Annotated in this window: 18 protein-coding genes and 1 riboswitch; of the genes, 10 read left to right on the plus strand and 8 right to left on the minus strand. The window is 66.5% G+C overall.

Features of this window, described 5'->3' with window-relative positions:
• Positions 1-55 precede the first annotated feature (55 nt).
• Positions 56-1,876 (minus strand): ABC transporter family substrate-binding protein, encoded by a 1,821-nt coding sequence (locus M3B11_RS12505; protein ID WP_259877768.1) that lies wholly within the window; start codon positions 1,874-1,876, stop codon positions 56-58.
• Between the two features lie 322 nt (positions 1,877-2,198).
• Here M3B11_RS12505 and M3B11_RS12510 point away from each other — a divergent pair, with 322 nt between their 5' ends.
• A complete protein-coding gene (locus tag M3B11_RS12510; RefSeq protein WP_259877769.1) occupies positions 2,199-2,831 on the plus strand; it encodes a PH domain-containing protein in 633 nt (210 codons plus the stop codon).
• A 3-nt stretch (positions 2,832-2,834) separates the two neighbouring features.
• On the opposite strand, the gene M3B11_RS12515 is transcribed toward M3B11_RS12510, so the two are convergent.
• Positions 2,835-3,488 carry an MBL fold metallo-hydrolase gene (locus M3B11_RS12515; protein ID WP_259877770.1) on the minus strand — a complete coding sequence of 218 codons (654 nt, stop codon included), beginning with the start codon at positions 3,486-3,488 and terminating at the stop codon, positions 2,835-2,837.
• 140 nt (positions 3,489-3,628) lie between these two features.
• Positions 3,629-3,694: riboswitch (guanidine-III (ykkC-III) riboswitch) on the plus strand.
• A 6-nt stretch (positions 3,695-3,700) separates the two neighbouring features.
• Between M3B11_RS12515 and M3B11_RS12520 the strand changes: the two genes are divergently transcribed.
• Both M3B11_RS12520 and M3B11_RS12525 read left to right on the plus strand, forming a co-directional pair.
• Positions 3,701-4,012 carry a multidrug efflux SMR transporter gene (locus tag M3B11_RS12520; RefSeq protein ID WP_259877772.1) on the plus strand — a complete coding sequence of 104 codons (312 nt, stop codon included), beginning with the start codon at positions 3,701-3,703 and terminating at the stop codon, positions 4,010-4,012.
• Positions 4,009-4,365 carry a multidrug efflux SMR transporter gene (locus M3B11_RS12525; RefSeq protein ID WP_259877773.1) on the plus strand — a complete coding sequence of 119 codons (357 nt, stop codon included), beginning with the start codon at positions 4,009-4,011 and terminating at the stop codon, positions 4,363-4,365. The genes M3B11_RS12520 and M3B11_RS12525 overlap by 4 nt, the downstream gene beginning before the upstream one ends.
• A gap of 10 nt (positions 4,366-4,375) precedes the next feature.
• Here M3B11_RS12525 and M3B11_RS12530 read toward each other — a convergent pair whose 3' ends face one another.
• The 4 genes from M3B11_RS12530 to M3B11_RS12545 all read right to left on the minus strand — a co-directional run bounded on the left by M3B11_RS12530 (position 4,376) and on the right by M3B11_RS12545 (position 8,758).
• Positions 4,376-5,452, minus strand: coding sequence for an NADH:flavin oxidoreductase/NADH oxidase (locus M3B11_RS12530; RefSeq protein ID WP_259877774.1), 1,077 nt, complete (start codon positions 5,450-5,452; stop codon positions 4,376-4,378).
• A 52-nt stretch (positions 5,453-5,504) separates the two neighbouring features.
• A complete protein-coding gene (locus M3B11_RS12535) occupies positions 5,505-7,136 on the minus strand; it encodes a DASS family sodium-coupled anion symporter (RefSeq protein ID WP_259877775.1) in 1,632 nt (543 codons plus the stop codon).
• 76 nt (positions 7,137-7,212) lie between these two features.
• A complete protein-coding gene (locus M3B11_RS12540; RefSeq protein WP_259877776.1) occupies positions 7,213-8,022 on the minus strand; it encodes an alpha/beta fold hydrolase in 810 nt (269 codons plus the stop codon).
• A 94-nt stretch (positions 8,023-8,116) separates the two neighbouring features.
• Entirely contained in the window at positions 8,117-8,758 is a 642-nt protein-coding gene (locus tag M3B11_RS12545; protein ID WP_259877777.1) for a thymidine kinase, read from the minus strand.
• Positions 8,759-8,979: 221 nt separating this feature from the next.
• Between M3B11_RS12545 and M3B11_RS12550 the strand changes: the two genes are divergently transcribed.
• Complete coding sequence (locus M3B11_RS12550; protein WP_259877778.1) at positions 8,980-11,205, plus strand: NADP-dependent isocitrate dehydrogenase; 2,226 nt, start codon at positions 8,980-8,982, stop codon at positions 11,203-11,205.
• 94 nt (positions 11,206-11,299) lie between these two features.
• Here M3B11_RS12550 and M3B11_RS12555 read toward each other — a convergent pair whose 3' ends face one another.
• Positions 11,300-12,469 carry an NlpC/P60 family protein gene (locus M3B11_RS12555; protein WP_259877779.1) on the minus strand — a complete coding sequence of 390 codons (1,170 nt, stop codon included), beginning with the start codon at positions 12,467-12,469 and terminating at the stop codon, positions 11,300-11,302.
• Positions 12,470-12,646: 177 nt separating this feature from the next.
• On the opposite strand from M3B11_RS12555, the gene M3B11_RS12560 reads away from it, so the two are divergent.
• From M3B11_RS12560 to M3B11_RS12570, 3 genes are read left to right on the plus strand one after another with little or no spacing between them, the layout of a single operon-like run.
• Entirely contained in the window at positions 12,647-13,099 is a 453-nt protein-coding gene (locus tag M3B11_RS12560; RefSeq protein WP_259877780.1) for a hypothetical protein, read from the plus strand.
• Between the two features lie 19 nt (positions 13,100-13,118).
• Complete coding sequence (locus M3B11_RS12565; RefSeq protein WP_259877781.1) at positions 13,119-13,640, plus strand: O-acetyl-ADP-ribose deacetylase; 522 nt, start codon at positions 13,119-13,121, stop codon at positions 13,638-13,640.
• A 2-nt stretch (positions 13,641-13,642) separates the two neighbouring features.
• Positions 13,643-13,999 (plus strand): hypothetical protein, encoded by a 357-nt coding sequence (locus M3B11_RS12570; RefSeq protein ID WP_259877782.1) that lies wholly within the window; start codon positions 13,643-13,645, stop codon positions 13,997-13,999.
• On the opposite strand, the gene M3B11_RS12575 is transcribed toward M3B11_RS12570, so the two are convergent.
• Positions 13,962-14,438, minus strand: coding sequence for an OsmC family protein (locus M3B11_RS12575; RefSeq protein ID WP_259877783.1), 477 nt, complete (start codon positions 14,436-14,438; stop codon positions 13,962-13,964). The two genes, M3B11_RS12570 and M3B11_RS12575, sit on opposite strands and share 38 nt — an antisense overlap.
• Before the next feature lie 227 nt (positions 14,439-14,665).
• Between M3B11_RS12575 and M3B11_RS12580 the strand changes: the two genes are divergently transcribed.
• From M3B11_RS12580 to M3B11_RS12590, 3 genes are all read left to right on the plus strand, one after another.
• On the plus strand, positions 14,666-16,153 hold the full coding sequence (locus M3B11_RS12580; RefSeq protein ID WP_259877784.1) for a peptide MFS transporter: 1,488 nt from the start codon (positions 14,666-14,668) through the stop codon (positions 16,151-16,153).
• A 112-nt stretch (positions 16,154-16,265) separates the two neighbouring features.
• On the plus strand, positions 16,266-17,333 hold the full coding sequence (locus M3B11_RS12585; RefSeq protein WP_259877785.1) for a DUF808 domain-containing protein: 1,068 nt from the start codon (positions 16,266-16,268) through the stop codon (positions 17,331-17,333).
• Between the two features lie 31 nt (positions 17,334-17,364).
• Positions 17,365-18,054 (plus strand): PIG-L deacetylase family protein (locus M3B11_RS12590; protein WP_259877787.1); only part of this gene is annotated, 690 nt, incomplete at its 3' end.

The following is an 18,054-nucleotide window of genomic DNA, read 5'->3' on the forward strand; positions in this document are numbered from 1 at the left end:
CCCCCCCCCCCCCGCCGGTCAGAGCATCGAGGTCTCAGTGATGAGAGCCTCTAGCTCACATCTCCCACTCCCAGAAGTTCCAGAACATGGTCGGTGATACAGTCATCGGCTTGACGTTCTGCAGCTGATCGGAGTATGCGACGATCTCCGGGAACTGGAACAGCGTGATGCCGAAGCCCTCGTCGACCAGGACCTTCTCGACTTCGCCGAGGATCTCGGCCTGGCGAGCCGGGTCGGTCTCCACCTGGAGCTCGTCGTAGAGCTTGTCGACCTCGTCGTTGGTGAATCCGCCGAAGTTGTTCTGACCACCGGTGCGGAAGTTCGCATCGGATTCGGTCACAGCGGTCGAGGTGGACTGCCAGCCGAACAGCGCGGCGTCGTACTCGCCGCCGCCGAGCTCTTCAGACCAGGTCTCCGAAGCATTGTCGGAAACCTCGAAGCCAGCCTGATCGGCAGCTTCCTTGATGAGCTGGAACTCCTGCTCGCGGCGGGCGTTGCCCTTCGCGTACAGCAGGCGGACCTTCGGAGCCTCGTCGACGCCGGCCTCTTCGAGCATCTTCTTGGCTTCTTCGACATCGCCTTCACCGTAGGTGTTCTTGATGCCGGAGGCTTCGACGACCTTGTCGTAATCCGGCGAGCCCGGAACCTGGGTGAACGATTCGCGAATCTCAGCCTCATCGTTGAGCGGCTTGACGATGTCGTTGACGATCTTGCCCCTCGGAATCGACATGAGGAAGGCTTCGCGAACCTGCTTGGCCTTCTCCTCATCGCCGCCGTAGGAGGCCGGATCGAACGGACCGTTGTTGTCGAACGTCAGGTCGACGTGCTCGTAGGTGGCGCCGTCAGCGGTCTTGTTCTCCACACCGTCGATACCCTCGACGGCCTGCAGGACGTCAGCGGTCGACTGCGGGTTGATGAGCTGGACTTCGCCGTTCTCCAGGGCCTGGACAGCGGCCATCGGGTCCTCGTTGTAGCGGATCGTGATCTTCGACACCTTCGGCTTGCGGTCGCCTTCGTAGTCGTCACGTGCTTCGAGGGTGAGGTACTGACCTTCGCTGAAGTCCGTCATCTTCATCGGGCCGGAACCGACGAGGAGGTCCTCGTCGTCCGGCATCGAGGTCATATTGAAGCCGGTGTTCCAGAACTCGGCGATCTTCGCGAGCTGGTCCTTGTCCTCGTTCTCGATCGCGTCGAGCACGGCCTTCTTGGCCTCTTCGGGATCCTCGGTGTCGATGGCGTTCTTGGCCACGATGTGCGCCGGCATGCCGGAGTTACCGGTCGTGAGGTTGACTTCCCAGTCAGCGAAGGGCTTGCTGTACTCGAAGGTGACTTCCTTGCGGTCTTCGGAGATCTCCGGGAAGTCCGTGATCAGTGCCAGGCCCGGCTCCGCGGCGTCGAAGAAGACATCGCCGCCGGCATCCTCAACAGCGCCCTCGTCGTCACGCTCTGCATCTTCGGTGGTGTTGAAGTTGCCGCTCCGTGCAGCCCAGGCGAGCACGAGGTCAGCAGCGTCGACCGGGGTTCCATCGGACCACTTGGCGTTGTCGCTGTACGTGTACTTGACCTTGAGGGGATCCTCAGACACCTGCTCGACGGTGCCGAACGCGGTGTTGTCCTGCAGCTCGAGGTTCTCGTCGTAGTACTTGAATGCATCATGCATCATGTACACGACGTTGGCGTTCGTGACGTTGTTGGTCGCGGAAGTGTCGTTGTTCATCGAGTAGAACGGCTGGTTCCACATGACGCTGACTTCGCCGCCGCCTTCGCCGCCTCCGGCACCGCCTTCATTACCGCCGCCACCGGGGGGTGTGCAGGCGGACAGCAGCAGTGCTGACGCCGCCACACCGGCAGCTGCGGTGAGAATGCCTCTTTTCACGTCGTCTCCTTCTATCGGTAATCGCAATCTCACCGGCCAGCATGACAATCATGACTGCCAGGTGAGCACTTCATGAGCGAAGTGTGGATCGCAACTAAAGCTAGGCCACCGGAGCGTGTGACAGAGTCCACAATTCGGGAAATTACGCCTATCGTTACCGATTTGAGACGTCGATGAATGGTGTAGTGCATGTTGTGCAGATCACTGCATGAACTTGCATCGTTCGGCCTCTCCCGATGCAGCTCAACCGGAAGGTCAGCGTCGCAGCTCGGCAGGTGCTGTGAGCGCAGATCCATCTTGGCCTTCGATTAGGGTGGAGGCCATGTTCTCGCTGCTGAACCGCCCGAGCTCCGGGCCGCCGCGCTACCCAGAGGAGGGCACACTGCGGCCGACCGGCGCCCGTGTCCTCGCCGGCACCGCCATCGGCGTTGCCGTTGTCGCAGCCGTGAGCATCGCCTACCAGTTCCCACCGCCGACCGCCCTGCTGCTGGCAGGCATCCCTGCCCTCGGCGCGGTACTCGTCTGGGCGCTGTACTGGCACCCTCACGTCGACATCTCCCCAGCAGGAATGGCATTCGTCAACATCCTGCGCACCACGCCGATCCCCTGGCCAGCCGTTGATGCCTTCGACCTGCGCTACGGGCTGGCGGTCACCACGCGCTGGGGAACGAAGGAATCCGCGTGGGCGATACCGCGGGCGATGAAGCGAGCCCTGCCCACCTCGCGTCAGGCACCTGCGGGTCCCTCCGCTGGTGCGCGCACACGCGACAACGCGAATCCGCTCATCATCGCTGTCGTCGACTATCACGCCGAGTTGGACAAACGCGGATTCCTTGCCGATCCGGTGCTCGAAAACACGACGCCCCAGCACCGGTGGAACACCGGTGTCATCGCCGCACTGCTGCTGACAGCTGCGTGGGCGGCAGCGGCGATCATCTGCCTGCAGGTGCGCTGAAGCTCACCAGCCTCGCGTGCGCCACTGAGGGATCTGCGGACGCTCGGCACCGATCGTGGTCGCATCACCGTGTCCGGGCAGCACGTGGGTCTCGTCGCCGAACTGGCCGAAGATCCTCTCCTCCAGGTCGTCCATGAGCGAGGCGAAGTCCTCGCTGCTCCACGTCTTTCCCGGGCCGCCCGGGAACAGGCTGTCGCCGGAGAAGATGACGACCTCGCCCCCGGAGTCGCGCAGCACGTAGGCCACCGATCCGGGAGTGTGGCCGCGCAGCTCGATGACGTTGAGCTCGAACCCGTCGAAGGACAGAGTCTCGCCATGGGCGACCTGCTGGTCGATTGTCTGGCCCGACTCCTCGGTGATCGCCTCAGCGTCGTTGACGCCGGCGACTGTGCGGGCGTCGTAGCGCTCGGTAATCGGTTTGAGGGCGCGGACGTGGTCCCAGTGCCGGTGTGTGGTGAGCACATCGGTGACATGGGCGGCATCGGCGGGTCCCGCCTCGGCGCCGGCTTCGACGAGCGACTCAATCGCCTCGACGTCGTCAGCGGCATCGATGATGATCTGCTGGCCGGTCGTGGCCGAGGTGAGCAGATAGACGTTGTTGCTCATCTCCGAGACGGCGATCGAGCGGAGGGAAACATCAGTGAGCTGAAGGTCCATGGCGGTCTCCTCTTCTCCGGTGTGCCGCCGGCGGCAGCCAGCGGGGGCTTAGGTCCCAGCCTAACGGGAACGGTGCCCGCCGCACACGGGTCTCACCGGGTGCGCGCCCGGTCAGCGGGGGGCGGCGGTGCTATGGTGGCCAGCAGGCACCGACAGTGCCAGCGGACGAGGGAGCCGTACCCGCCGAGCGCAAAGACGGCCGCTTTCTCATCATGTACTGGACTGTTCTCATCTCATCCGGCACGTTCGAGGCGATGTGGGCATTCGCTCTGGCCGCCCGCCATCTGCGCATCATGCCGCGTCTGGCCCTCTTCGTCATCGGGGCCGTTGTCTCCATGGCCGGTCTGGCCTGGGGCCTGCAGGAGGTTCCCGTCGGCTCCGGCTACGCCGCCTGGGTGGCCGCTGGTGCCATCACCACGCTGGCCCTCGGCGCCCTGCGCGGGACTGAACGGCTGAATCTTGTGCGCATCGCCTGCGTCGCGGCGATCATCGCCGGTGTCGTCGGACTGCAGGTACTGCCATGACGAAGTACTGGCTGGTGCTCCTCTTCTCCGGCATGGCCGAGGCGATCTGGGCGGGCATGCTGGCCGCCGGTGTGCTGCACCCCGGCCGCGGGGCCCTCTTCCTCGCCGGTCTCGCGGCATCGCTGTCCGGCCTGGCCTATGCGATGCGGGCGATCCCCATGGGCACCGCCTATGCGATCTGGACCGGAATCGGCGCCGCGACGACAGCCGCCTGGTCCGCGGTCCTCGGTGAGGAGTTCGGTGCGGGCAAGATCGCCTGTCTGGTTCTCATCATCGCCGGTGTCGCCGGTCTGCAGCTCACCGCCGACATGACCGACGGCACAGAAGCTCAGAAGGCTCCGTCACAGAACTGACGCGTGCGGTTCACCACTTGCCGCGGGTGTACTGCGGTGGGTATGGCGCGTCGCGCCAGTCGAGCCCGAGTGCATGGGCAGCTCGCTGCGGCCAGGCCGGTTCGCGCAGCGCGGCCCGGGCCAGCAGCACCACGTCGGCGTCACCGGAGACGAGGATGCCCTCGGCCTGTGCGGGCTCGGTGATGAGCCCGACGGCGCCGGTGGTGACGCCAGCGGCAGCGATCTCCGCGGCCAGCGGCACCTGATAGGACGGGCCCACGGGGATGTCTGCGATGACGTTGCCGCCGGAGGACACGTCGATGAGATCGCAGCCGGCATCCTGCAGGGCGGTCGCGACCTCGGTGGCCTCGGTGATGTCGAAGCCGCCATCGGTCCAGTCGCTGGCCGAGATCCGCACAAGCACCGGCTTGTCCTCGTCGAAGGACTCGCGCACAGCGGTGTAGACCTCCATGAGCAGACGGGCACGGCCGGCGAGATCGCCGCCGTACTCGTCAGTGCGGACGTTGGACAGCGGTGAGAGGAAGGAATGGAGCAGATAGCCGTGGGCGGCGTGGATCTCGACCGTGTCGAACCCGGCTGCGTCAGCCCGGCGGGCCGCGGCAGCGAAGGCCTCGACGACCTCGGCGATGGCCTCCCGGCTCAGCGCTGCCGGCTCTGCGAGCCCTTCGAATGCGACAGCCGAGGGCCCGACAGTCGGCCAGCCGCCGGCCGCCTCGGGAACGGAGCCAGAGGGCTCGCCGACGAACGGACGGTACGTGCTGGCTTTGCGGCCCGCGTGGGCGAGCTGCATGCCGATCGCCGCGCCCTGACTGTGGGCGAAGTCGACGATCGGGGTCCAGGCCTCGGTGTGGGCATCGGACCAGATGCCTGCGTCCTGCGGTGAGATCCGCCCTTCGGGCAGCACAGCAGCGGCTTCGGTGAGGATGAGGCCGAACCCGCCGGTGGCGCGGGCGCCGAGGTGCACGAGGTGCCAGTGACCGGGCATGCCGTCGCGGTTCTCGCAGGAGTACTGGCACATCGGTGCCAGCCAGACGCGATTGCGGACGGTGAGTCCGCGCAGGGTGATCGGTTCGAAGAGTTTCGCCATGCCCTCAGCCTAACTGCTGCTCAGCAGGCCGAGGGCATGACGGCCCTCACGTTCACAGAGCGATCGAGAAGACACCCACCGCGATCGTCATGGTGACGATCGAGATGATGACGATGCCGATGACGTTGAGCACCACGCCGCCCTTGACCATGTCGGCGATGCGCACATAGCCCGAGCCGTAGGCCACCGCGTTGGGCGGGGTGGCGACCGGCAGCATGAACGCGCAGGTGGCGGCGAGTGCGACTGGGATCGTCAGCAGCAGCGGGTCGTAGCCCAGGCCCATCGCGACACCGGCGACGACCGGGATGAACGTCGCGGCGGTGGCGGTGTTCGAGGTGATCTCGGTGAGGAAGATGATGCCGGTGGCGAGGATGACCACGAGTGCGACCAGCGGCATCCAGTCCAGCGCCTGGACCGATTCGCCGATCCAGTCGGTCAGCCCGGTCTTGGTGAACTGGTCCGACAGCGCCAGGCCGCCGCCGAAGAGCAGCAGCACGCCCCACGGCAGTTCGACGGCTGATTCCCAGTCGAGCAGCCGGACGCCGCGGGCGTGGCCGGCGGGCATGAAGAACAGCAGCAGGCCGATGGTCATGGCGATGCCGGCGTCGTCGATCGGCGGATCCTCGAAGATGATCGGGAGCGCGATCCACGACACAGCAGCGAGCACGAAGAGCGTGAGGACACGCCATTCGCCCTGCGAGACCGGTCCGAGCTTGTCCATCTCGCGGCGGATGAGGTCGCGGCCGCCGGGGATCCGGTCGATCTCGGGCTTGAAGAACATCTTGGTGAGCACGAACCAGGCGGCGACAAGCATGACGATCGCCACCGGGGTGCCGACAAGCATCCACTGGCCGAAATGGATGTCGATGTCCTGGTTCTCGCGCAGGTAGCCGACCAGCAGGGTGTTCGGCGGGGTGCCGATGATCGTGGCAACCGAGCCGATCGAGGCGGCATAGGCGATGCCGAGCATGAGTGCGATCCCGAAGCGCGACTGCAGGATGCCGTCGGTGCCGGTCGCGTCGTCATCGGCCTTCTCGGAGTCTTCGAGCGTGTCGTCGCCGGCCTTCGACATCGCTTCGTTGACGAGCACGAGGACGGACAGGCCGATGGGCAGCATGAGCACGGCGGTTGCGGTGTTCGACACCCACATCGACAGGAATGCGGTGGCGATCATGAAGCCGGCGATGAGCGCGCCGGTGCGCTCGCCCATGAACGACAGGATGATGAGGGCGATGCGCCGATGGAGGTTCCAGCGCTGCATCGCCAGGGCGATGAGGAACCCGCCCATGAACAGGAAGATCGTGTCGGAGCCGTATTTCGCACCGACCGAGGAGACGGTCACCGGGGCCTCTTCGGTGCCTTCGATGAGGAGGGGGAAGACGACGAGCGGGACGAGTGCGGTCGCCGGGATCGGCAGCGCCTCGGTCATCCACCACACGGCCATGACGCTGGCTGTGGCGGCGGTGACGCGGGCGCCGTGGGGCACCTCTTCGGGCATGACGAACCAGATGATGGCCGCGAGCACGAGCCCGCCGAGGATGCCGATCCAGCGGGTGTAGTTCGTCGACTTCGAAAACGGTTCCGCCCGCTCTCCGGGTGAAAGCATGTTCTGCTCGCTGTTGCCGGTGCGCGGCAGCGGCGAGTAGTGGGAGGCGTGTTCGCCTGCTGGTCGGTTCTCGGACATCGGGCTCATTCCCTTAGCTGGACAGTTGGACGTGGCGGTGGACAGGCAGATGGACGGCGCAGGTGGACGGGGCGTGTCAGCTGCGGTTCTCGGCGCGGGAGAAGAAGGCGGTGAGGGTGTCGCAGACGAGGTCGGGGTGTTCGGCGACGACGATGTGGGCGGCATCTGGGATGACGGTCGCTTCGCCTGCCGGGGCCTGTTCGGCCAGGGCGCGCATAGACTCCGGCGGGTTGCCGATGTCCTGGGCGCCGGCGACGAAGAGGATCGGGATGGAGATATCGGGGATCCGCTCGGTGATGTCGAAGCGTGACAGCGCCTGGCAGCAGGCGATGTAGCCGCCATCGGGGACATTGCCGAGCATCTCGCAGACCATCGGGCCGGCCGGGTTGTCCTCGTCGAGGAAGCCGGCGGCGAACCAGCGGTCGGCGGTGTCGGGGATGAGGCTGCGGGTGCCGCCAGCCCGGACGGCGGCGATGCGCTCGTCCCAGCTCTCGGCGTCGCCGAACTTCGGGGCTGCGCACAGGGCGGCGACTGCGGTGAGACGGTCGGGATGGTCGAGTGCCAGCTGCATGGCCACCCCGCCGCTGATCGACAGGCCGGCGTAGAGGAAGGTGTCAGCGCCGACCGCGTCGGCGATGGCGACGACGCCAGCGGCGATGTCAGCCAGGGTGAGGTCGGCGAGCTGGGCTTCGAGATCGTCTGCAGTGTGGCTGGCGGGATCGTGGCCGGGCAGGTCGAAGGTGACGATGCGGTAGCCATCGGCCATCCGGTAGGCCACACCAGCCCAGAGTTCGCGGGTGGTGCCCAGCGCGGTGCCGAGGATGAGGACGGGAGCTTCGGGGCCGGGGTCGTGGACGATGGAGTAGGACAGCTGCGGGATCGCCATGGGCGAACATCCTCCTTCACACGAAACGTTCAGCTTCCACCATAGTGAAGGAGCTCACGCACCGGTACCGCAGGAGGCAGCCGTGTCCGGATCGTTAGCGGCTGGCAGCGCCGAGCACTCCCCCGGACCGGGTGAGATAGCAGTTGGCGCACAGCGACTCGTAGGTGACGTCCATCCCGTCGATGGCGACTTGATCGCCGGAGAAGACGAATTCGCCGTCGACCTGCCGGCCGTTGAACATCGCCTTGCGCCCGCACCGGCAGATCGTCTTGAGCTCCTCGAGCGTGTGGGCGATCTCCAACAGCCGGGCCGAGCCGGGGAAGGCGCGGGTCTGGAAGTCAGTGCGAATGCCGTAGGCCATGACCGGCACGTTGCGCAGGGTCGCGATCCGCAGGCAGTCATCGACCTGGCTGTCGGAGAGGAACTGGGCTTCGTCGATGAGCAGGCACGCGACCGGCTGCACGGGCACCTCCAGGCTCTCGATGAGCGCATCGTGGTCGACGTAGCCGGCGGTGTCGGCGAAGATCTGCTCGACGTTGGCATCGGTGTCGATGAGGAAGTCGACGGTCCGGGTGACCCCGAGCCGGGAGACGATCTCGTCAGCGCCCTTCGTGTCGATGCGCGGCTTGGCCAGCAGCACCCGCTGGCCGCGCTCCTCATAGTTGTAGGCCGCCTGCAGCAGGGCGGTGGACTTGCCCGAATTCATGGCGCCGTAGCGGAAGTACAGCTTGGCCATCGCAGTCTCCTCCCCTGGGCCGGCAGCTGGCCGTCACCGGATCGTCCCTGGTGACGGCCGGGTCACGTGAACCCCGCGCAACAGGATAATACGAACCGGCAGACCACCGGCGGGGCGTGTGCGATCGCACCCCTGTCATGCCCGAGGGGGTTAGGCCGCCGCCTGGGTCGCTGAGTAGACTGACAGAGATAACCCCTAGCGATCTGGAGACGTCACTGACTATGTCAAAGATCATCTATACGCACACCGATGAAGCGCCGATGCTGGCGACGTACTCGTTCAAGCCGATCCTCGAAGCCTTCGCCACGACGGCTGGCGTCGAGGTCGAGACCCGTGACATCTCACTGGCCGGCCGCATCATCGCGCTCTTCGGCGACTACCTCACCGAGGAGCAGAAGGCGCCTGATGCTCTCGCTGAGCTCGGCGAGCTGGCCAAGCAGCCTGAGGCCAACATCATCAAACTGCCGAACATCTCCGCCTCGGTCCCGCAGCTCAAGGCTGCGATCGCTGAGCTGCAGGAGAAGGGCTACCAGCTCCCGGACTACCCGGAGGAGCCGGCGACGGACGAGGAGAAGGACGTTCGCGCCCGCTACGACAAGGTCAAAGGCTCGGCCGTCAACCCGGTGCTGCGCGAGGGCAACTCCGATCGCCGCGCACCGGAGGCGGTGAAGAACTACGCCAAGAAGCACCCCCACTCGATGGGCGAATGGTCGGCTGACTCGAAGACCGCCGTCGCCACGATGGGCAAGGACGACTTCCGCTCCAACGAGCTCTCCGTCGTCGCTGAGAAGGACGACACCTTCACGATCCGGCTGCACACCGCCTCGGGAACCGAGACCCTCAAGGAGGTTCCGGTGCTCGCCGGCGAGGTCGTCGACGCGACCTTCCTCAAGGCCTCGGCCCTCGATGCGTTCCTCACTGAGCAGATCGCCCGCGCCAAGGACGCAGGCGTGCTGTTCTCCGTGCACCTCAAGGCGACGATGATGAAGGTCTCCGACCCGATCATCTTCGGCCACGTCGTAGAGGCGTTCTTCCCCGAGGTGTTCAGCACCTACGGTGAGCAGCTGGCCACGGCCGGTCTGAGCCCCAATGACGGACTCGGCGCAATCCTCTCCGGACTCGACGAGGTGCCTGAGGACGTCGCCACCGCCGTGCGCGAAGGCATCGAGAAGGGCCTGGCCAACGGCCCGGAGATGGCAATGGTCAACTCCGATAAGGGCATCACCAACCTGCACGTGCCCAGTGACGTCATCGTCGACGCCTCGATGCCGGCGATGATCCGCATCGGCGGCAAGATGTGGGGACCCGACGGTGAAGAGGCCGACACGCTGGCCGTCATCCCCGACTCCTCCTATGCCGGGGTCTACCAGGCTGTCATCGAGGACTGCAAGGCCAACGGAGCCTACGATCCGGCCACCATGGGATCGGTTCCCAATGTCGGGCTCATGGCCCAGAAGGCCGAGGAGTACGGCAGCCACGACAAGACGTTCGAGATCAGCGAAGCCGGCACCGTCGAGGTTGTCGACTCCGCAGGCACCGTGCTCATGAGCCACGACGTCGAGGCCGGTGACATCTGGCGTGCCTGCCAGACGAAGGACGAGCCGATCCGCGACTGGGTCAAGCTCGCAGTCACCCGTGCCCGGATCTCTGAGACCCCGGCCGTGTTCTGGCTCGACGAGTCGCGCGCCCATGACCGCAACCTCATCCAGAAGGTCAAGCAGTACCTACCCGAGCACGACACCGACGGCCTCGACATCCAGATCATGAACCCGGTCGAGGCCACGAAGTTCTCCCTCGAGCGGATCCGCCGCGGCGAGGACACCATCTCGGTGACCGGCAACGTGCTGCGCGACTACAACACCGACCTGTTCCCGATCCTCGAGCTCGGCACCTCGGCGAAGATGCTCTCCGTTGTTCCGCTCATCGCCGGCGGCGGCCTGTTCGAGACCGGTGCCGGCGGTTCGGCGCCGAAGCACGTGCAGCAGCTGCTGGAGGAGAACCACCTGCGGTGGGACTCCCTCGGCGAGTTCCTCGCCACCGCTGAGAGCTTCCGCCACCTCAACCGCAGTGCGGGCAATGAACGCGCCGGTGTGCTGGCCGCGACCTTGGACAAGGCGACCGAAACCTATCTCAACGAGAACCAGTCGCCGTCGCGCACGGTCGGCGAGCGCGACTCACGCGGCAGCCACTTTCACCTGGCCCTGTACTGGGCTGAGGAACTGGCCAAGCAGACCGAGGACGCCGAGCTGGCTGCGGCGTTCACGCAGATCGCCGGTGAGCTGCGTGAGAATGTCGACACGATCGATGAGGAGCTGCTCGCGGTGCAGGGCGATTCCGCTGACATCGGCGGCTACTACCTGCCCGAGGACGAGAAGGCGTCGGCTGTCATGCGTCCGTCGAAGACTCTCAACGAGATCATGAAGACGCTGGAGAAGAAGGACGTCTGATCCATCTCCGCACAGCTGCAGGGCCCGGAACCGATCGGTTCCGGGCCCTGCTGCGTGCGCTTGACTCTGTCAGAGATGGCGCTTGAAGAGTCTGTCAGAGGTAGCGCTTGGCGCCGGCGAACTGGCCTGCGCGATCCCACTTCTTCCAGTCGACGATCTCGACGTTCTTCGAGGCGTTCGGGGCGTGGATCATCTTCCCACCGCCGAGGTACATGCCGACGTGGTGGACCGTCCCCTTGCCGCCGCGGTTGGCGAAGAAGATGAGGTCGCCTGGCTGCAGCTGTGAGGACTTCACGCTCGTGCCGGCCTTCGACTGCGGGCCGGAGTCACGCGGGATGTCGATGCCGTGTGAGCGGTAGACTGCGTAGGTGAACCCGGAGCAGTCGAAGCCGTACTGGGAGGTACCGGCCCACAGATAGCGGATGCCCTCATACTGTTTGGCCGTAGCGGTCAGATCTGTCGGCTTGGGTTTCGTCGCGCCGGCACCGGGCGCCTGCAGGCGCACATCGGAGGTCTTGACCCAGCCGGTGGTGCCATTCGGCAAGCGCACGCGCACGGCGTCATCGCTGCCGGTGAGCACCGGCAGTGCGGTGTTCGTCGAAACGGTCTTCATCGCCTTGCCGCCCGGAGCGTCGCTGACAGCGGTCTTCACCGCCTCCACGACCGCGAGCTCTCCTGCACCGCGCAGCTTTCCGAAGTCCGGGTTGCCGACGAGCTGAGCGCGCGGCATCCAGCCCTCATAGCCGTGCTTGGCACCGGGATCCGACTGCGAGCGCACAGCGACCTTCGCCCAGTCCTTCGTAAGTGAGAGGATGCGGACTTCGTCGCCGTAGAGCGCCTGGGTCTGCGTCTTGCCGGTCAGCCCGCGGCGCACCTCGGTGTCCTTGAGGTTGGCGTTCCACTCATCGAGCCGGACCGGGTTGGCCAGCGCCGGCTGATCGACCTTCCGCGGGCTGGAGGAATCGGTCCAGACCGTGGCGACGGCAACGTCGACGAAGGCCGGTTTGCCCTCGTGCAGCCCGGAACCGGGCTTGAGCGGCGGATCGGCGGCCGGGTTGGTGTCGATGGCATGGCCGGTGAGCGGATCGATCTCGGGCTGCTTGATCGGCGGGCGCGGCAGCACATCGTGACCGGCCGGAGAATCGGCCTGCGGGTTGGCCGCGGCTGGACCGGCGGCAGCGGTGAGCCCGGCAGCTGCGAGAACTGCTGCGGCCAGCACGGTGCGGTACCGTCGGCGCAGCGGGGCGTGGGTCGTGCGAGACATGGATGTCCTTCCAGTGACCTGGTGGGAAGTGGGACACGAATGCGATCTCACCGTAGCCAAAACCTGTGTGCCCGTGAGAGTACCGACCGGCCGGGTCGCCGATCGTCACGCAATCGTGATATGGCACGCTGTCGAGCCCCTCCCCGTTCATGCGCCCTCGACTGTAAGCTGTGTCACATGAACGCGATGCCCGTGTCCGGTAACATCCTTCCCCTCAGTCGTGCTGTCGGCCGCCGCTGCGATGACATCGCGGTCCTCTCAGCCATGCTCGTGGTCGGAGAGAATCCCCTGCGCACAGAATCCGACGACTGCGTGTGGTGGACCTTCATCAACTCCGGTGTCGAGTTCCTCTTCGCCTCCGGCACCCTCGCCGAGGTGGAGCTGCGTCTCGTCTACGACCGCACCGGTTCGTTCAACGGCATCGTCGTGCCGTCCTGGCTGGTCGAGTCCTGGTGGTGCCGGCCGAACGCCGCGCAGGTGCACAAGACCTTCGGCGCCCCGCAGCGGGTGCACGCGCTGTTCGAGGACAGCACGGCCGGCGCCGAGGTGTTCAGCTTGGAGTCGACCGAAGTGCGCACCGAGTACGACGCCAACGGCGGGCTGTGCTCCGTCTCACTGACCGCCGCCTGATCGAAGGAGCCGCTGCACTATGCGCATCACCCTGCACACCGGGGACATCACCTCCGAGACCTGCGATGCGATCGTCAATGCCGCCAACTCCTCCCTGCTCGGCGGCGGCGGGGTCGACGGCGCGATCCACCGGGCGGCCGGACCGGAACTGCTGGAGGCCTGCCGGCGGATCCGTGCCGAGCAGCTGACCGACGGACTGCCCGCCGGCCAGGCGATCGCGACCCCGGCTGGCAGATTGTCGGCCGACTGGGTCATCCACACCGTCGGCCCGAACCGGCATGCCGGCCAGACCGACCCCGAGATTCTCGTCTCCTGCTATGCGGCGAGCCTGGGCGAAGCGCAGCGCGTGGGAGCTGCGACGGTCGCGTTCCCGGCCATCGGCGCCGGCGTGTACGGCTGGTCGGCTTCCGAAACCGCGGAGGCAGCCGGGCAGGCGTGCGGTTCCCAGGGCTGGGACGGTATTGACGAGGTGCGCTTCGTCCTCTTCTCCCCTGACACCCACGCCGCCTTCGCCCACGTGTTCACGGAGGCTGACGGCTGAGTTTGAGGACCCCGCTGACCGTGCGCGATGAGGATGACGGGCACGCTGCCCGGAGCCGGCAGCTGGGCGCGCAGAGCATCGAGATGCGGGAACCGCTCGTGCAGGTGCGCCGTCCCGATGCCCGACCCGGCCCCGAACTGAACGATCGGACCCGCCGAGGTGCCCAGCGCCTCGGCGATGGCGGGTTCGACATGGGTCATGAGCCGCTGCCAGGCCGCGCCCATGAAGAGCTCGTGGTACTCGGCCACGCCGGCAAACCAGGTGTCGTCCACGGCGGTCTTCCCAGACGTGCAGGCGCCGCCGGCACGAAGCGCTGGGCGCTTATGCGTCCGGGGAATCCGCTGCGATGTCGGGGCTGACCTCGGAGGTCATCGTCACCGGTGCACCGTGCTCGATTGTGCGCGAGACGGTGCAGTAGCGGTCGTGGGAGAGTTCGAGCAGCCGCTCGACCATCTTCGCCGCCTGCTGACCGGCCTGGTCGTCGGGGAAGACGAGGTCGAAGTGAAGCCGGATGTCATCGAGCCGGGAGGCCTCATCGTCCTCGACGACCTTCTCGCCGGTGGCGGTGATGTCGAAGCGCTCAGGCTCGGTGCGGCGGGTGGTGACGGTGTCGAGATCGATGGCCGAGCAGCCGGCGGTGGCCGCCAGCAGCAGTTCGACGGGAGTCAGGAGCCCCTCACCGCGGCCGAACTCGATCTCAGCCCCTGAGGCGGTGCGCGCCCGGTAGTGGTTCTCCGTGATCCTGGTCACCTCGACGCGGCGCTGTGCGTCGCCGCCGGTGGTCTCCTGTGCAGTCATGACCACATCCTGCCACCGGCCGCGATAGCCTGTACAGCGCGGCCGGGCTGTCAGCGGCAGGGGTTGGAGAGGCGGCCAGGTCAGCAGCTGGAGGGTGTGTGAGAGCCGGCAAGGCGCATTGGCGCGAGCTGTGCCGCAGGAGTAGAGTGTCGGCGGCCTTCAGCACTGTCCCGGCGCCTGCCGGCCTCTGAGCTGAAGGCAGCGACCGAATGACAAGGACTAAGGATATGACTGGCTCGTCTCAGACGGACGCCTCGGCTCTGAGAACTGAGGACATCCGCAACGACACTCGCTTCTTCGGCCACCCGCTGCCGCTCATGCAGCTGTTCGGCCTCGAGATGTGGGAGCGCTTCTCCTACTACGGCATGACCGGCATCCTTGCCCTGTACCTGTACTTCAACACCACTGACGGCGGGCTCGGCATCCACCAGCCGACGGCTTTGGCCATCGTCGGCGCCTACGGCGGCGCGGTCTTCCTCGCCACTGTCGGCGGGGCCTGGCTGGCCGACCGGGCGTTCGGCGCCGAACCGGTGCTGTTCTGGTCTGCCGTTATCATCATGTGCGGTCACATCGCCCTCGGCGTGCTGCACGGGGTCGGCGGCGTGGCCGTCGGTCTCATCCTCGTCGCGCTCGGCTCCGGCGGCCTCAAAGCCACCGCCAGTGCGATCGTCGGCACGCTCTACACCGAGAAGGACACCCGCCGCGAGGCCGGCTTCTCACTGTTCTACATGGGCATCAACATCGGCGCCTTCCTCGGCCCGCTGCTCACCGGCTGGCTGCAGAAGAGCATCGGCTTCCACTTCGGCTTCGGCGCTGCCGCCGTCGGCATGGCCATCGGCCTCATCGTCTACATGACCGGACGGAAGAGCATCCCCGCCTCGGCGAAGATCGTCGTCAACCCGCTGCCGGCTGGACAGCGCTGGAAGTTCGGTGCCGGCGCGCTCGGCGTCATCGCCGTCATCACCGTGCTGTGGATGTCGGGGCTCATGAACGCCGACAACCTCGCGATCTGGACCACCCTCGTCTGCCTCATCGCCGCGACCGCCTACTTCACCGTCATCCTGCGCAGCACCGAGATCACCGAGGTCGAACGCTCCCGCACCCTGTCGTTCATCCCGTTCGTACTGGCAACGGTGGCGTTCTGGTCGCTGTACCAGCAGATCTTCAACGTCCTCACCGCCTACTCCGACACCGAGCTCAACCGCAGCATCTTCGGCTGGGAGATGCCGATCGCCTGGATCGCCCTCATCCCGCCGGTATTCGTCATCGCTCTGGCCCCGGTGTTCTCCGCGATCTGGCTCAAACTCGGCTCCCGGCAGCCAGCCACCCCGATCAAGGCCGGGCTGTCGCTGCTCATCATCGGCGGATCCTACCTGCTGTTCCTGCCCTTCGCGCAGTCGCACGGCAACACTGTGCCGCTGCTGTGGGTGACGTTCATCCTCGCGCTCTTCGTCGTCGCCGAGCTGCTCATCTCCCCCATCGGCCTGTCGGTGGCCACCCGCCTGTCACCGAAGGTGTTCACCTCGCAGATGATCGCCCTGTACTTCCTGGGCTCCGGCGTGGGCACTTCGCTGTCCGGAGTGTTCGCCACGTACTACGACGCGAACAATCAGGTGCCGTACTGGACGACGCTCGGTCTGGCCTCGATCGTCGCAGGCCTCATCGTGCTGCTGACGGCCAAGCCGGTCATCCGGCTCATGCGCGGTGTCACATGACCGTGCCGATGAGCGCCGCTTAAGCGCCGGTGGGCCGTAAGATGTCAGCTATGACAGAGAGGACTCACCCGCACGATCCGCACGCGGCGCACACCGCCTCGGGAGCCGGACGATGAGCGGCGGCATCGTCGCGCTGCTCGACGATATCGCCGCGATGGCGCGTATGGCGGCTGCCAGCGCCGACGATGTGGCAGCCGCGACCGCCCGCGCCAGCGCGAAGGCCGCCGGTGTCGTCGTCGACGACGCTGCCGTGACCCCGCAGTATGTGCACGGTGTCTCGCCGGCACGCGAACTGCCGATCATCTGGAAGATCACTCTCGGTTCGCTGCGCAACAAGCTGCTCATCATTCTGCCGGCCGCACTGCTGCTCAGCCAGTTCCTGCCGTGGGTGCTCACTCCGCTGCTGATGATCGGCGGCTGCTATCTGTGCTTCGAAGGCGCCGAGAAAGTCTGGGAGAAGCTGGGCGGCCACCACGCGGAGAAGGAGCAACCCTCGCAGCTGCAGGGTGAGAAGAGCGAGAAGCAGGTCGTCACCGGTGCGGTGCGCACCGACTTCATCCTCTCGACCGAGATCATGGTCATCTCCCTCAACGAGGTCGCCGGCGAACCGCTCGTCAACCGCACGATCATCCTCATCGCCGTCGCCGTCGGCATCACCGCGCTCGTCTACGGCGTCGTCGCTTTGCTGGTGAAGATGGACGACATCGGCCTGGCGATGACGCAGAAGGAGTCCGCCGGCACGCAGAAGTTCGGCCGCTTCCTCGTCGCTGCGATGCCGCGCGTGCTCGATGCGATCTCGATCATCGGCACCTTCGCCATGCTGTGGGTCGGCGGGCACATCCTGCTCGTGGGCACCAAGGACCTCGGCTGGGACGGACTCTACGGCGTCGTCCACCACCTCGAAGGCTACGGCGCTGCCGTGCCGGCGGTCGGCGCGGTGCTCGGCTGGCTCATCAACACGATCTGCTCACTCATCCTCGGCCTCATCGTCGGGCTCATCATCGTCGGCGTCATGCACCTGCTGCCCTTCGGCCACGGCAGGAAGGACGGCGATAGCGACGCCGCGGCAGATGCGCCGGCGAGCACCGACTCCGCTCCCGGAGCGCAGTCCGGCACTGACCCTGCAGGCGGCTCCCATGCCGCCGGCGACGGACCGGATGCGGCAGACGAGTCCCGCTGAGATCTGCCCGCCCATGGCCTAGGGTGGATGCATGAGCGATCTCGAATTCTTCGACACCACCGGCATCGACCGCGTCCTCGGCGTCGTCGCCCACCCCGACGACATGGAATACGGCGCCTCATGCGCCGTCGCAGCCTGGACGGCGGCCGGGATCGATGTCTCCTATCTTCTGCTGACCGCCGGTGAGGCCGGCATCCGCGACATGGAACCAGCCGAAGTCGCAACGGTGCGCCGCCGCGAGCAGCAGGCCGCCTGCGCCGAGGTGGGGGTTGAGTCGCTGACGATCCTCGACTTCCCTGATGGTCTCGTCGCAGCCGACCATGCGCTGCGCAGGGCGATCGCCCGGCAGATCCGGTCCTACCGCCCGCAGGCGATCATCACGCTGCCGTGGAAGCTGGAGGTCAGCTTCGGGCTCAACCACGTCGACCACCGCAACGTCGGCCTTGCCGTCATCGACGCGATCCGCGATGCCGACAATCCGTGGGTCTTCCCCGAACTGCGCGACGAGGAGGGCCTGGAGGCGTGGAAGGCGGACTGGCTGCTCGTCTCGGGTGATGAGCCGACCTGCGCAGTCGATGTCACCGGGGAGCCGCTGGAGCGCGGGATCGCCTCGCTGTCAGCCCACGAGGTCTACCTCGACGCCCTGCCGGGCCACCCCGCCCCGCGCGAGATGCTCGAGGGCATGACCGCTGCTGCCGGTGAGCGCGCCGGCGTGGCCAAC

Source organism: Brevibacterium sp. p3-SID960 (assembly GCF_025144725.1).
Taxonomy (GTDB): domain Bacteria; phylum Actinomycetota; class Actinomycetes; order Actinomycetales; family Brevibacteriaceae; genus Brevibacterium.

Excerpts from the sequence above, each read along its gene's own strand:
- M3B11_RS12555 (WP_259877779.1), bottom strand. The coding sequence starts at position 12,469 with ATGTCTCGCACGACCCACGCCCCGCTGCGCCGACGGTACCGCACCGTG.
- M3B11_RS12515 (WP_259877770.1), bottom strand. The coding sequence starts at position 3,488 with ATGGACCTTCAGCTCACTGATGTTTCCCTCCGCTCGATCGCCGTCTCG.
- M3B11_RS12545 (WP_259877777.1), bottom strand. The coding sequence starts at position 8,758 with ATGGCCAAGCTGTACTTCCGCTACGGCGCCATGAATTCGGGCAAGTCC.
- M3B11_RS12575 (WP_259877783.1), bottom strand. The coding sequence starts at position 14,438 with ATGACTGCACAGGAGACCACCGGCGGCGACGCACAGCGCCGCGTCGAG.
- M3B11_RS12540 (WP_259877776.1), bottom strand. The coding sequence starts at position 8,022 with ATGGCGATCCCGCAGCTGTCCTACTCCATCGTCCACGACCCCGGCCCC.
- M3B11_RS12580 (WP_259877784.1), top strand. The coding sequence starts at position 14,666 with ATGACTGGCTCGTCTCAGACGGACGCCTCGGCTCTGAGAACTGAGGAC.
- M3B11_RS12520 (WP_259877772.1), top strand. The coding sequence starts at position 3,701 with ATGTACTGGACTGTTCTCATCTCATCCGGCACGTTCGAGGCGATGTGG.
- M3B11_RS12510 (WP_259877769.1), top strand. The coding sequence starts at position 2,199 with ATGTTCTCGCTGCTGAACCGCCCGAGCTCCGGGCCGCCGCGCTACCCA.
- M3B11_RS12565 (WP_259877781.1), top strand. The coding sequence starts at position 13,119 with ATGCGCATCACCCTGCACACCGGGGACATCACCTCCGAGACCTGCGAT.
- M3B11_RS12550 (WP_259877778.1), top strand. The coding sequence starts at position 8,980 with ATGTCAAAGATCATCTATACGCACACCGATGAAGCGCCGATGCTGGCG.
- M3B11_RS12585 (WP_259877785.1), top strand. The coding sequence starts at position 16,266 with ATGAGCGGCGGCATCGTCGCGCTGCTCGACGATATCGCCGCGATGGCG.
- M3B11_RS12535 (WP_259877775.1), bottom strand. The coding sequence starts at position 7,136 with ATGTCCGAGAACCGACCAGCAGGCGAACACGCCTCCCACTACTCGCCG.
- M3B11_RS12525 (WP_259877773.1), top strand. The coding sequence starts at position 4,009 with ATGACGAAGTACTGGCTGGTGCTCCTCTTCTCCGGCATGGCCGAGGCG.
- M3B11_RS12530 (WP_259877774.1), bottom strand. The coding sequence starts at position 5,452 with ATGGCGAAACTCTTCGAACCGATCACCCTGCGCGGACTCACCGTCCGC.
- M3B11_RS12560 (WP_259877780.1), top strand. The coding sequence starts at position 12,647 with ATGAACGCGATGCCCGTGTCCGGTAACATCCTTCCCCTCAGTCGTGCT.